Genomic DNA, 13,246 nt, shown 5'->3' with positions numbered 1-13,246 from the left:
GCACATCAGGTTTAGTATACGCGAAGTAGGTATAACTATATAATGTCCAACAAAACAGGGCAATGGTCGGAGTGTTTTGCCTCTGGGAGAATGGCAGCACGCTGCATTCGGTCTTGCAAATTGTTCGTTACCATGTTGTAGTCAATTCGCCAACCCAGATTTTTACCGCGAGCCCCGGCCCGGTAACTCCACCAACTGTAATTGTGAGGTTCTTTATTAAAATGCCGGAAGCTATCAACAAAGCCACTCTCTATGAATTTGCTCATCCAGTTGCGCTCTTCAGGCAAAAAACCAGAGCTGTTGGCGTTCGATTTCGGGTTATGGATATCAATGGCCTGGTGGCAAATGTTGTAGTCCCCGCTGATAACCATACCTGGCAAGGTCTGCTTCAGCTCCCCGACATAATCGTAGAAGTCAGAGAGCCACTGCATCTTAAAGCCCTGCCGCTCCTCCCCGCTCGAGCCGGAAGGCATGTAGACGCTCATCACTGAGTAATCGTCGTAATCAGCCCTAATGACACGGCCTTCGTTATCGTAGCACTCCATGCCACAGCCGATCTCAACATGCTTTGGTTTCTCCTTCGAGAGGATGGCCACACCGCTGTAGCCTTTTTTGAGTGCCGGATGCAGGTATACGTTATAGCCCAGATCTTCGAAGACAGCGCGGTCAAATTTGTCTTCGCAGGCCTTGATCTCCTGCAGGCAAAGTACATCCGGGTTGGCGGCCTTTAACCAATCCTGAAATCCTTTGGAAAGAGCGGCACGGATGCCGTTCACATTATAACTGATAATCTTCATTAAATTTTTTCTAACTGGTCGAAATACTCAAGTATGTGCCACTTAAGCATTCTGTCCTGCTCTTTAAGGTTTGCAAAAGGTATAGGCTTGATGGAGCGATAGTGCGGCCACCCCTCTTCATCGACCTGTTCTAACTCATAGTAACCCGACAAACTGAATACTTTGCAGGTTGCAATGTGCATCAGGTCCTGCTTCTCCTCCTTAGTGAAATTTGTGATTCCTTTTCCCAACTCCTGTATACCTATCAGGAAGAGGATGGCATTCAGATCAGGTTTCTTTCCGAACGTCTTCATCATAGAAGCCCGCAGGTTAGTCCATCTGTGCTCCAGGTTTGATGATTCGTCTGACATAGGATTGATTTATTAATTTATAGATGGCTGCATTGATGAATGGTTATCTAACAATGCAGCCATGAAACTTTAAAATTTAGGAAACACTTGGCTGTGCTTTCAGTTCCTCCCAATACTCAACGGCTCTTCTGAAATGTGGGATTACAATAGAACCTCCTACCAGGTTGGCAATGGAAAACACTTCAAATACCTGTTCGTCGCTTAATCCTTCCTCATGGCATTTACCCAGGTGGTATTTGATGCAATCGTCGCAGCGCAGTACCATAGATGCCACCAATCCAAGCATTTCTTTTGTCTTTACATCCAGGGCACCCTCCATGTAGGTATTGGTATCCAGGTTAAAGAAACGCTTGATCACTTTGTTGTCGTAAGACATGATGCGCTCATTCATACGTGAGCGATATTCATTGAATTCTTCTATCTGACTCATTGTTGTGTGTGCTATTGCTGTTTTATGCTAAAAAAGTATAACAGATAAAGTTAAGCGAAATTATCAAGAATACCTTAACCATACCAACTAGCTAATGTTCCAGGATCTCCTGTCTTTGCTTTTCCCTGAAGTGTGCCATGCCTGCGATGAGCCGCTGGCTCGTGGTGAGCAATATATCTGCACTGAGTGTAATGTAAGACTGCCCTATACCGACCTACATTTGTTTGGTGCCACGGAGCTAAACATGTTGCAGCAGCGTTTCTGGGGCAAAGTACCGATCCGGTATGCATTCTCATACCTTCATTTTAAACCAAAAGGGCGTGTGCAGCGGCTATTGCATAAGCTGAAGTACAAAGGGGCGCATGAATTGGGCGAGCACTTAGGCCGAAGGTATGGCTCCGTCCTGCTTGATCATCATTATGCGAAGCAATTCGACCTCATCTTGCCTGTGCCACTGCACCGGCTAAAGCTCAGAAGGCGTGGCTATAACCAATCCGATGGTTTTGCGAAGGGGCTTTCGGAGGCGATGCAAGTGGAATGGAGCAACGGCGTGCTCATGCGCAACATCGATACAGATACTCAAACTAAGAAAAGCCGTCTGGATCGCTGGCAAAACGTGGAGAAAGTATTTGAGGTGAAACTGCCTGAGAAAGTGACAGGTAAACGTGTGCTGTTGGTGGACGACGTGCTGACCACTGGGGCTACACTGGAAGCCTGTGCCGCCATACTCTTAGAAAGCGGTTGCTCTGAAGTGAGTGTAGTTACAATTGCCGCCGCTTAATTATGAGTCTCGCCGATGGGTAGGGTATAGCGTTTGTATGTGTTTAGTCTATACCTATTAAGGAGCAATTTTGGATTGGTTGTAAATGAAAAAAGCCCGGGTAAATCCCGGGCCCTTTATTTATAGTAATAACTGTTAGTTCTTATTTGTTAGATCCGGCGTTGATCATCGCGCAACGGAAACCAATTGTTGCAGTTGAAGAATCCTGAGCCATGAATCTTCTGGTACCTGGAGACAGCCAGTAGGCTACGTCTTTCCATGAACCACCTTTGTACACACGCACTTCATTGTTGATCAGTGAGTGGTAGCCTTCGCTGCTGTCATACTGCTCAGCCTCGTCCAGGAAACCATCTCTACGGAATGGGTTAAGGTCTTCTACATCCTGGAATGAAAGCGGACGGTAAATATCCTGTACCCACTCATTTACGTTACCAGCCATATTGTACAGACCGAAGTCATTTGGAGGGTAGCTGTAGATGTAGTCTGTAATCATTGCGCCATCGTTCAAGGAGCCAGCCACACCGGCATAGTCACCACGTCCGCGCTTGAAGTTTGCCAGGAATTTGCCCATCTGCTTGCCGTGCGGGTTACGCAGTTGGTGGCCATCCCAAGGATAAAGTCTTCTGTTGTTCTGGTTCTCGTCTTCGTTGTACTGTGTACCGATCAAAGCCTGAGCAGCATATTCCCACTCAGCCTCCGTTGGGAGACGGTAGTTCGGAAGCACGTAACCCGACTCGATTGAAAGTGCAGTAGCCTCGGTAGGCTCCTGTGCAGCTCTTTTGCCAAAAAGGCCTCTTCTTTTATTAGATCCGCCAGTAGCTTCTTTCGCCAGGTTTTCGTTTACCTTGGCAGTACGCCAGGTACAGTAGTCATTAGCCTGTAGCCAGCTTACACCCACAACCGGGAAAAAACGGAAGCCAGGGTAACGCAGGTAATACGTTACGTAAGGGTCGTTGAAAGAAAGCTGACGAGACCAAACCGTAGTATCCGGCAAAGCTGCTGTGTACACCTCCGGAAGAGAGTCTCTCTTAAGATAGTGTAGATACTCCAGCCAGTGGATGTTGGCAACCTCCGTCTCGTCCATGTAGAAAGATGCCACTGTAACCGTGCGCTCAATGTTGTCACGGGTCATGGCAATGTCCTCTTCCATAGAGCCAAGCGTTGTACGGCCACCCTCAATGAAGACCAAACCTGGTGCCTGAGGGAAATCCTCGTAATCATTTACTTGGAATGCAGTCTCATCCTCGTTATACTCAATACCCGTGGCTGAGCTGTAATCGCCTGGGTCAGTGCTTGTTGGATAACCGCCACCTTTTCCGCAAGATGCAAGAAGCGCACCTCCCACAACAACAGCTGATAAATACTTGATAAGCTTCATAGATTAGGACCTACTAATGATAAGGTTCTTTTAACGTAAATTAGTGTGCAATTATAATTAAATTCAGAATGCCGGACAAACAATGTTATGGTTTATTTTAGGCGCATGCCTGCCTCCGAACAGATTTCCAAAATCAAGTTGTTCAAAAACCAGTGATATTTCATTTGCGCCTCCTGCCTGCCTGCCAAATCCTTTTAGTCCAATATCGTGGCTAAAACCAATTCTAAGCCTGTCAAGCGCTATACCTGTAATCACACCTAAGCTTTGGTCCTGCTCTGCACCGCCGGTAATAGGTACCCCTTTATATATTATTCCTAACGATAGCGGGGCGTAAATAGTATATAAGGCGAAATCTGTACTGCTAGAATTTTGCTGATGCGTGAAGTTAACCGCTGGGCTTACACTGAACTCAGCATTTTTTTGGCGTAAGCCGGTTGGGAGTAAAAATTTGTATCCGGCATTGGCCACAAAGCGCAAAGGCAATTTGGTTGTTTCGGTAAAGCCAAAGGATGGCTGGTTAAGGTGTGATGCATTTAAGCCTACCCAAAACTGGTTATTATACAACAACCCGCCCACAGCGAAACTTAGGTAACTGCTAGGTTCAAAGTGGAGTGCCTCTGCCGAGGTAAGAGCCGTTTGCCCAAAATCGCTTAGCTGATCCCCGAAAACCAGATTGTCGTAATTAACACGCAGTGAAGAAACTGTAGTTTGGAGCCCGGCCGAAAATGCCAGATTGTCGGTTAAACCCGTATGATAAGCATAGGCCAGTGCGGCCTGTAGTTTCTGTAGTCCGCCTATACCTGCCTTGTCTTGCTGTAGTACCAAACCAATGGCGCTCTTGGTGCCATCAAAGCGATAATCGCCGGAGATTTGGTTGGTTACAAAGGAGCCGTTTAGCGAAGGCCATTGGTTGCGGTGAGCCACTGCCACGCTCCAGCTGCGGCCCAGCCCACTGAAGGCGGGATTCAGGTATAGCCGGTTGGCATACTGCTGTGTAAAGTGCGCATCCTGACCAGCGACTGAAAAACCCCAGATGCAGCAGACGAAACAAAAAAACATTTTTGTCAGGGTGATACGCATAATTGGCACTCAATACGTGTTAGAATTATAGAGCTTGTTAAGTTTCGCATGGTTTTCGCTATAAATTTATATAGCTTAGCTTTTACTAAACCCAACCACCTATATGAAAAAAGTAGTCATTGGTTTCTTTATCTTCCTGGTTGTGCTGCTTGCGGCAGCGGCCCTGGTTCCCCTGCTGTTCAAAGATAAAATTAAACAGGCCCTGGACAAAGAGATCGCCAAGAATATAAACGCCACCGTGATTTACGAAACGGATGACGTGAGCCTGTCGCTTTTCCGGGACTTCCCTAACATGTCGCTCGGTGTAGAGGACCTCATGGTCGTGGGGCAGGACTCCTTTGCTACCGATACGCTGGCAATAATCCCTTCCTTCCGGATGGGTCTTGACCTGATGAGTGTGATAGGTGGCAGCCAGCTCAAGATAAATAACATCAAGCTGGAGAACCCGACTATCCGCCTGCTGGTTCTGAAGAGCGGGAAAGCCAACTGGGACATCTTTATACCTGATACAGCCACTACGGTTGACGCGGACACTGCTGCCAGCGATTTCCGGATGGCCATTAAGAATTGGGACATAAACAACGGTACGCTGTTTTATGATGACCTGAGTATACCCTTTGGGCTGGCGGCCTACAATGTACAGCATACGGGTAGCGGCGACTTTGAGAAAAGTGTGTTCGATATGAAGTCCCGAACCCAGGCAGACCGCTTCGTGATGACCTATGGGGGCGCGAATTATATTGAGAACGCCGTGCTGGATGCCGATGTGACCATGGCCATGGACCTGGACCGGTACCTCTATACCTTCAAGGACAACAACATCAAAATCAATGAGCTCCCTTTCCAGTTTGCCGGCACTATCCTGATGCCGGAAGATGATATCGTTATGGACTTGACCTTTAAGGCCACCAATACTGACTTCCGCAGTGTGCTCTCGGTAGTGCCCGGTATGTACAAGGACGATTTCAAGGATATTAAGACAGAAGGAACCCTGAGCTTTGACGGTTACCTGAAGGGTCGCATGAATGACACGCTTATGCCTGGCTTCGGTACGACACTGAAGGTGACGGAAGGGATGTTCAAGTACCCGGATCTGCCGCAGGCTGCCCGCAACATTAGCGTTGACATGCGCATCGATAACCCGGACGGCGATCTGGAGAAGACCGTGATCGATGTACGCAAGTTCCACATGGATATGGGCAAGAACCCGATTGATGCCCGCGTGCTCGTGAAAGGTATGGAAGTAATGCAGGTAGATGGTAACCTGAAGGCCAGCATCGACCTGGATGAAGTGACCAAGGTATTTCCTGTGGAGGATATGACGCTCCGCGGTTTGCTGAAAGTAGATGCCGATGCCAAAGGCACCTATAGTGAGAAGAGTATGCCGGTGATAGACGCTGATATGCGCCTAACCAATGGCTACGTGAAGTCAAAGGATTTCCCCGCCCCTATTCAGAATTTGAATATGGTAACTAATATACTTAACAAGACTGGCAATACAGACGATACTCGTATCAACGTGGAGCGCTTTAACATGACGCTGGACGGAGAGCCGTTGGAAGGCCGCGTGCTGGTGCAGGGTATCGAAAGCCCTGCTTTCGACGGGCAGATCAAAGGGATACTGGACCTGACCAAACTCACCAAGATCTTTCCGCTGGAGGATATGACCGTGTCGGGCCGTATAAATGCCAACGTGGCGGCTAAGGGCAAGATGTCGGATGTAGAGGCAGAGAGGTATAACAACGTAACTGCCAATGGCACCATGGGCATCACGAACCTCAACTTTGTCAGCAAGGACATGCCGCAGGGAATGAAAATCACCAGTGCAGATGCCGTATTCAATAACGAGCGCATCCAACTGAACAACCTGCGTGGTTTTCTGGGCAAGAGCGATATTCAGGCGAGCGGTACTTTGTCTAATTATCTGGGTTATGCTTTAGCTGATAACCAGTCGCTGCGCGGTAATTTTACCCTGAACTCCAACAACTTCAATGTGAATGAATGGATGGTAGATGAGAACACGGGTCAGGCGACCACTGCCACCAGCGAGGCGGAAGGTGTAGTGGAAGTGCCCGATAACCTGGATATTACACTGAACGTGAACGCCAAGCAGGTGCTCTATGATGACCTGAAGCTAAGCAATGTCGGAGGCCGTGTGCTGATCAAGGATAAAACCGCCCGACTGGATGGTGTGAAATTTAACACGCTGGGCGGCACTTTTGTAACCAGCGGCAGCTACAATACCAAAGACTTGAAACATCCTTTGTTTGATATGAAGCTGGATGTGCAGAACCTAAGTTTCAAGGAGGCCTTCAATGCCTTCAATACGATTAAGGCTGTCGCTCCGATTGCAGGTTTGCTGGACGGTACTTTCTCCACTAATTTCAATCTGGCGGGCGAAATTGGGCAAGATATGACTCCGCTTTTCAGTACGTTGGATGGAAGTGGCATTGTGAATGTAGTGAAAGCAGCTGTGCGCGATGTGAAGATCATAGATCAGATTAGCGCCCTGACCCGATTTGATGAGTTGAAGACCTTTGTGATCGAGAACAAGAAGATCGATGCCCAGATTATTGACGGCAGCCTGGTGATCAAACCTTTTGACCTGAAAGTAGGCGATATTGAGATGACCGTGGGTGGCTCCAACAACGTGAATGGAAACATTGACTACGTGACGGCGCTTAATGTGCCAGCCGGAAAGGTAGGCCGGGAGTTGAATACCCGCTTGGGCAGCCTGATCGGCAATGAAGCGCTCAAAACTTCTGATCGCATTACCCTTAACCTGAATATCGGCGGCACACTGGCCGATCCACGGGTAGCACTGGCGGGCGGTAGTGCAAAAGGGCAAGCCAAGCAGCTGGTAGAGAGCGTTGTGAAAAGCAAAGTGGATGAGGCCAAACTGCAGCTTGAGCAGCGCAAGCAGCAACTGCAGGATAGCGTGAAAAACGAGCTGGACAGAAAACGGCAGGAAGCAGAAAACAAAGCTCGTCTGGAGCTGGAGAAGAAGCGACAGGATGCTGAGAAACAGATTAAGAAACAGGCAACAGACAAGATCGGAGACCTGCTTCGGCCAAAGCCTGTCACGCAGCCTACCGACACCACCAAAAAAGTGAATTAGTATTCTTTCTGATTATAAAACGAGGTTGTATAAATGCCGCTATCCAAGGGGTAGCGGCATTTATCTTTATATAGCGATATAATTTTGTGCAACATAACCCCGTTAATCCGTATAAGGGTTGCCATTTGGCGCCAAAATGACTTGAACTTAATCCAATTTCTATGAGAACCAAATTCTTGATTCCATTCGCTATGTTCGGCCTCTTATGGTTTAGCTCCTGCGACAGTGATACTGAAGGCACAGGAACTGCCAAGATGGAAGTACGCATGACAGACGCACCGGGCGACTATGAGGAAGTGAACGTGGATATCCGCTCTGTGCAGATCCACAAAGAGGATACAGAAAGCGAAAGCGGCTGGCAGACACTCGACCAGATCAATCCGGGTGTGTACAACCTACTCGACTTCGCCAACGGAAAGGACACCCTGTTGGCCAGCGCCAACCTGCCAGTCGGCACCATCTCACAAATCAGACTGGTGTTGGGCGATAACAACTCACTTAAACTGAAGAACGGTAGCGTTGTGAACCTGAAAACGCCAAGCGGGCAAACATCAGGCTTGAAGTTGAAACTCAATGCTGAACTAGTAGAAGATGTGACATACGTTGTGTTGCTGGACTTTGATGCAGCCAAGTCAATAGTAGCCAGGGGCAACGGACAATATAACCTGAAGCCGGTCGTGCGCACCATTACTCAAGCCATAGCCGGTGGAATAAAAGGTAAGGTAACTCCTGCCGAATACAAGCCGGGCATCTACGTAATCTCTGCCCAGAACGACACGATTGGTGGCTTTGCCAATGAGGCGGGCGACTTCCTGATCAAAGGTATAAAGGCAGGTACGTATACAGTGAAGTTCTATACTGAAAACAATGAGCACAACAAAACGCTCAAGAACGTGAGCATTTCGCAGGATCAGATCAAAGATCTGGGTATAGTAGACCTGTCTCACAAATAATTTGGGGACATAGGACATCAGGCTCAAGAGATAGGGCTTATTTGCAACCTGCAGCCGCAGTTCGTTGATCAACGCATTTGCTTTGGTGACTTGAAGCCGCACATATAAATTTGCCTTTAAATAAAAAAGGAGCACTACATGATATAGTGCTCCTTTTTTATTTAAAGGTCTGATACCTTATGTCTAATCTCTTGAATCCTTAGTACACCTGTCCCATCAGTTCGCGCACGTAGGTCACGTAGTCGGTATTTGGGGGAGTATGGCCGCATCTGCGGAGGTCTGTTGCAACCTGAGCACGGTGATAAGTTGCATGGTTAAATGCATGCGTCAGAATATCGAGTACGCGGGTGCTGTACTTATTGCCTTGACTGTTTGTATAGTCTATCAGGCGATTAAACTCAGCTTCGTCGCTGCTGGCAACCAGTTCTGCTATTTTGTAAGAAGCATATTGGTGTAGTTTCTGCAACTCTTCGAGCGTGTGCTCCTGCCATACCTTTACCGGGCTCTGGGTACCAGTGATGCGGGCAATCCAAATGGCCTGCGCATTGAGGGCGTGGCTGAAGAGGCGGGCAGAGTTGGATGGTAACTCAGGCAAGCTGGCAAATACGTCCAGCATGGTCTGGTTAGCCCAAATGTTATATTCTGCTAGGTTCTTTAATACGTCGTTTCCTGTCATCTTTAATTAGCTTCTCTTTTATCTTCCCAAATTAAGGTCTCATTTGTCCGTGTATCCAAAAAGTCCGGACAGCGGCCATCGCCTTTTCCGGTTATACCTCCATCCGGCTCACAAAGCAAGTTGCCATCCACGTCGTATACCTTGGATGGTATGTCGCAGCAACGGCCGGTCAGGTAGTATACCTCCTGCTCGTTGTAGGTATAGCGGTATACCTTGGCAGGCGGATTGGCCACAGAGTCTTCTTTCAGACCCCTAATCATTTCGCTGAGCCAGGCCGTAGGCTGCGGCTTGGCCTGCTCGCTGGCCTTCTCACCAGCGACGTCGGGTACCGTTGTATCAGTAGTCTGGCAGCTTTCCATTGCCATCAAAAGCAACAAAGCCATAAGCCAGGCCGTGTATTTCAATACAGCCATATCGATCTTTTTTTAACGGAGCGCAAAGGTAGTGATTTACCCAATAAATGTTTACACAATAATATGGCAAACGCGAGAAAGCTTTACCCTGTCGGGATGCACAAGGTATAGCGGCCTAATTTTAGGCGTACACTTGAACAAGTTATAACGCTACATTTACGTAGGCGGCCCAATAAGGTATGAAGATGAATAGTCCGACAGCAACGGCAGTGAGAGCAGCCATAAGTACGGCTCCGGCGGCAAGGTCTTTGGTTTTGCCAGCCCAGATGTTTTCCATCGGTGAGACGAGGTCTGTGAGCGTTTCGATGGATGTGTTGAAGATCTCGGCCACCCATACCATACCGATACACAGGATAAGCAGGCACCACTCTACCCGGGTTACCTCGAAGCGGTAGGCCATCACCAACACAATGATGCTGGCCAGTACGTGCAGGTGCATGTTCGGCTCGGAGCGGAAAACGGCATTTAGCCCTTTAAAAGCGAATCGGAAGCTGTTGTAGCGGGATCTGATGAAGGAGGGACGGCTCATGCGAAAATATATAGGGGTGCGTATATTCTTATTTCGCTGTGATTATACTCCAATTGCCGGTATAAAGTTAAAACGGAAGCAAATCCTTTTATTCTTCAAAACGCAACGACTCTGCGTTAATACAATACCGAACCTGGCTGGGCGCACGGGCATCATCAAACAAATGCCCTAAGTGCTGTCCACATTGGTTGCAGAGGAGTTGAGTGCGTTGCCTGCCATAGGTGTGGAGCAGTTTTTGAGTAACGTTCTCCCCTATCTGTTCCCAAAAACTAGGGAAACCCGACCCGACTTCGAATTTCTTGCTGGCATGAAACAGCCTGTTGCCACAGTTTGAGCAGGTATAAGAGCCTGTATTTTGGTTGCTTCCCGACACTTTGCCTCTGTGCTTAAACATGCGATTAAAGACAAAGAATTGCTATACGTCTTCCTTCTCCAGGTCTTCCACGGCCACAAACTTCATCGAAAGCGAGTTAACGCAGTGGCGGATGTTTTTTGGAGTAAGGTACTCCCCTTCGAATACATGCCCCAGGTGTGCCCCGCAGTTCGCGCAAACGATCTCGGTGCGGCGTCCGTCCGCGTCCGGTACGCGTTTTACAGCACCGGTTATCTCGTCGTCGAAGCTTGGCCAGCCGCAATGCGACTCAAACTTGTACTCTGAGGTATAGAGCGGCGCATTGCAACGTTTGCACAGGTATACGCCCTCTGCCTTGTTGTGCTCGTATTCTCCGGTGCCCGGGTACTCGGTGCCTTTGTGCACGATGATGCGCTCTTCTTCCGGTGTAAGCTTGTTGTATTCGGATGGGTCTTTTGCGATTTTCATAGTTGATGTGTTTGTTGTATCGGTAAGGTTATACGTTTGCTCAAGAGGACAAGCAGTGGGTTCAGACATTTTTTACAGTTTAGGTCGGGTTCATAAAGGAGGATTGGAATTACTTTAAGCTCATTAAACTACTACAGACGGTTCTATCTAATTTACTTCCAGCGTGTCTCCCGCCATAGCTTTTGCTGCTCATCATCCAAGAAAGTCCAGGCTACGATGCGGCTGATCTTGTTTCCCTGTCCCATCGGGATCGTTTCTACGGTGTGGGCGCCTGCTGTTTTCAAACTATAGAGCACGCTTTTAAGGTTAGCTGCTTTAGAGATCAGAGTTGTGAACCAAAAACAGGCTGTAGCAAACTGCCTGCTTTCTTTTACCATGTTTTCGACGAACCGGGCCTCGCCTCCTTCGCACCATAGTTCGGCATTCTGGCCTCCGAAATTCAGGGTTAGTTTAGCTGGTTTCTTTTGCTGCAGGTTTTTCAGTTTGCGCATTGTGCCGGCCTGTGCTTCCGCCAGCGAACTATGGAACGGCGGGTTGCAGATGGTCAGGTCAATGCGTTCATCTTGTTTGATAATGCCTCTAAAGATATGTTTTGGGTTTGGCTGCAGTCTTAGCTCTATGTTCCCTTTCAGCAATGGGTTGGAGTTTACAATGTTCTCAGACGATTTAACAGAAACCGGATCTATATCAGCGCCGACAAAAGACCAGCCATATTCTTTGTTACCGATGATCGGGTAAATGCAGCTGGCTCCAACGCCCACATCGAGACATTTTACTTTGTTGCCTGTCGGTATTTTGCCTTGGTTAGAAGCGGCCAGTAAGTCGGCGGCATAGTGTATATAATCTGCGCGGCCAGGTATAGGCGGTGTGAGGTAGTGCTGTGGAATATCCCAGTGTTTAATGCCGTAAAAATGCGCTAGCAAAGCTTTATTCAGCGTTTTTACAGCTTTCGGGTCGAAGAAATCCACAGAGGCATCGTTATACTCATTCAGCCTTACAAAGGGTTTGAGCTCCGGACAACTGGCTACAAGCTGCTTAAAATTATAGCGTCCTCGATGCCTGTTGCGTGGGTGCAGCTCTGATTTCTCCTTTGGATGTTCTTTCTTTTTGGGAATCATTAAACTGCTGGAGGTAAACTGGTGATACGTAGGTTCCGGGAATAGTTTGGCAAAGCTATAGTTTCTGGAGGAATTTATCCCGCAAGTTTAAGTGGGGTGATAAATGAGGGTATAGAGAAACGCTAGTCACCAACTGATTGCGATGTTTAACCACAAGTTGCGCTACCACTAAACTTGTGGGGTAGTCAGCGAGCTCATAACCCGTGTTTTTTTGGTTTGTAAGGAACACGTTTTCAACTATTAGCAGCGCAAGTAATGGTACAGCCCCTTTGTTCAGGCAATGATCTAAAATACTGTGACGCCGAACTTCGTTGAGAGCAGATTATCGAGTTGCTTGATGTCCGTTATTAAATTTTTGAAGGCTGGTGTTGACAATAACTCGTGCTCGTTTTTGTGATACAGCCTTTTCAGTTCAGTCATCTTAAAGTAAAATGACTGGGATTGTAGCTTAATCTGTAATGATGCTAATTGATCTTCAATAGCAATCTTTCTCTGCTTCGCCTCATCTATTATTTCGACAGCTGCAGTAAAATCCAGTTCTTTTTGCTGGAAAGATTTAAGGAGTTTGCAGTCATAACTGGCGCATTGTTTTGGTCTGTCTAAGTAAATAGTGCAGCCATCACAATATTTTTTGCAGGGCTGAAGAAAAACCCCATCACTGCTTGCCTCCTCAATCTCCATCAATTCTTTTATTGCAGGCAACTCCTCATGGCTAAGCTGTACAAAGCCAATCAGGGTGCCGTCGCAACATATTCCACAAGACAAACAGATATTGGTTGAATCAATCATACTTACCGCATTTA

The 13,246-nt window shown here is 47.7% G+C and carries 15 protein-coding genes; 3 read left to right on the top strand and 12 right to left on the bottom strand.

Annotation, left to right across the window (positions count from 1 at the left end):
• Positions 1-35: 35 nt before the first annotated feature.
• The 3 genes from xth to H9Q13_RS09605 form a co-directional block, all read right to left on the bottom strand.
• A complete protein-coding gene (gene xth / locus H9Q13_RS09615; protein ID WP_191183580.1) occupies positions 36-797 on the bottom strand; it encodes an exodeoxyribonuclease III in 762 nt (253 codons plus the stop codon).
• Positions 797-1,147 carry a hypothetical protein gene (locus H9Q13_RS09610; RefSeq protein ID WP_191183579.1) on the bottom strand — a complete coding sequence of 117 codons (351 nt, stop codon included), beginning with the start codon at positions 1,145-1,147 and terminating at the stop codon, positions 797-799. Before H9Q13_RS09610 ends, xth begins: the two co-directional genes overlap by 1 nt.
• 76 nt (positions 1,148-1,223) lie before the next feature.
• Positions 1,224-1,577 carry a carboxymuconolactone decarboxylase family protein gene (locus H9Q13_RS09605; protein ID WP_191183578.1) on the bottom strand — a complete coding sequence of 118 codons (354 nt, stop codon included), beginning with the start codon at positions 1,575-1,577 and terminating at the stop codon, positions 1,224-1,226.
• A 94-nt stretch (positions 1,578-1,671) separates the two neighbouring features.
• Here H9Q13_RS09605 and H9Q13_RS09600 point away from each other — a divergent pair, with 94 nt between their 5' ends.
• Complete coding sequence (locus H9Q13_RS09600; protein WP_224744193.1) at positions 1,672-2,358, top strand: ComF family protein; 687 nt, start codon at positions 1,672-1,674, stop codon at positions 2,356-2,358.
• A 142-nt stretch (positions 2,359-2,500) separates the two neighbouring features.
• On the opposite strand, the gene gldJ is transcribed toward H9Q13_RS09600, so the two are convergent.
• Positions 2,501-3,736: a gliding motility lipoprotein GldJ gene (gene gldJ / locus H9Q13_RS09595; protein ID WP_191183577.1), complete on the bottom strand. Its 1,236-nt coding sequence runs from the start codon at positions 3,734-3,736 to the stop codon at positions 2,501-2,503.
• A 63-nt stretch (positions 3,737-3,799) separates the two neighbouring features.
• The gene (locus H9Q13_RS09590) at positions 3,800-4,795 is read right to left on the bottom strand and encodes a PorP/SprF family type IX secretion system membrane protein (protein ID WP_224744192.1); all 996 of its coding nucleotides are present in this window, start codon (positions 4,793-4,795) and stop codon (positions 3,800-3,802) included.
• Positions 4,796-4,919: 124 nt separating this feature from the next.
• On the opposite strand from H9Q13_RS09590, the gene H9Q13_RS09585 reads away from it, so the two are divergent.
• Both H9Q13_RS09585 and H9Q13_RS09580 read left to right on the top strand, forming a co-directional pair.
• The gene (locus tag H9Q13_RS09585) at positions 4,920-7,934 is read left to right on the top strand and encodes an AsmA family protein (protein ID WP_191183575.1); all 3,015 of its coding nucleotides are present in this window, start codon (positions 4,920-4,922) and stop codon (positions 7,932-7,934) included.
• A gap of 161 nt (positions 7,935-8,095) precedes the next feature.
• Positions 8,096-8,887, top strand: coding sequence for a DUF4382 domain-containing protein (locus tag H9Q13_RS09580; RefSeq protein ID WP_191183574.1), 792 nt, complete (start codon positions 8,096-8,098; stop codon positions 8,885-8,887).
• Between the two features lie 199 nt (positions 8,888-9,086).
• Here H9Q13_RS09580 and H9Q13_RS09575 read toward each other — a convergent pair whose 3' ends face one another.
• The 7 genes from H9Q13_RS09575 to H9Q13_RS09545 all read right to left on the bottom strand — a co-directional run bounded on the left by H9Q13_RS09575 (position 9,087) and on the right by H9Q13_RS09545 (position 13,232).
• Positions 9,087-9,563 (bottom strand): DinB family protein, encoded by a 477-nt coding sequence (locus H9Q13_RS09575; RefSeq protein ID WP_191183573.1) that lies wholly within the window; start codon positions 9,561-9,563, stop codon positions 9,087-9,089.
• Between the two features lie 2 nt (positions 9,564-9,565).
• On the bottom strand, positions 9,566-9,976 hold the full coding sequence (locus H9Q13_RS09570) for a DUF6970 domain-containing protein (protein ID WP_191183572.1): 411 nt from the start codon (positions 9,974-9,976) through the stop codon (positions 9,566-9,568).
• Positions 9,977-10,118: 142 nt separating this feature from the next.
• A complete protein-coding gene (locus H9Q13_RS09565; RefSeq protein ID WP_191183571.1) occupies positions 10,119-10,505 on the bottom strand; it encodes a diacylglycerol kinase family protein in 387 nt (128 codons plus the stop codon).
• A gap of 88 nt (positions 10,506-10,593) precedes the next feature.
• The gene (locus H9Q13_RS09560) at positions 10,594-10,899 is read right to left on the bottom strand and encodes a peptide-methionine (R)-S-oxide reductase (protein WP_191183570.1); all 306 of its coding nucleotides are present in this window, start codon (positions 10,897-10,899) and stop codon (positions 10,594-10,596) included.
• Between the two features lie 21 nt (positions 10,900-10,920).
• Entirely contained in the window at positions 10,921-11,325 is a 405-nt protein-coding gene (locus H9Q13_RS09555; RefSeq protein WP_191183569.1) for a methionine-R-sulfoxide reductase, read from the bottom strand.
• Positions 11,326-11,477: 152 nt separating this feature from the next.
• On the bottom strand, positions 11,478-12,443 hold the full coding sequence (gene rlmF / locus H9Q13_RS09550) for a 23S rRNA (adenine(1618)-N(6))-methyltransferase RlmF (RefSeq protein ID WP_191183568.1): 966 nt from the start codon (positions 12,441-12,443) through the stop codon (positions 11,478-11,480).
• A gap of 285 nt (positions 12,444-12,728) precedes the next feature.
• Positions 12,729-13,232 (bottom strand): YkgJ family cysteine cluster protein, encoded by a 504-nt coding sequence (locus tag H9Q13_RS09545; protein ID WP_191183567.1) that lies wholly within the window; start codon positions 13,230-13,232, stop codon positions 12,729-12,731.
• Positions 13,233-13,246: the final 14 nt, after the last annotated feature.

Source organism: Pontibacter aquaedesilientis, from assembly GCF_014773225.1.
Taxonomy (GTDB): domain Bacteria; phylum Bacteroidota; class Bacteroidia; order Cytophagales; family Hymenobacteraceae; genus Pontibacter; species Pontibacter aquaedesilientis.
The sequence above is the reverse complement of the archived record's forward strand: the minus strand, read 5'-3'. Positions and strand labels throughout refer to the sequence as shown.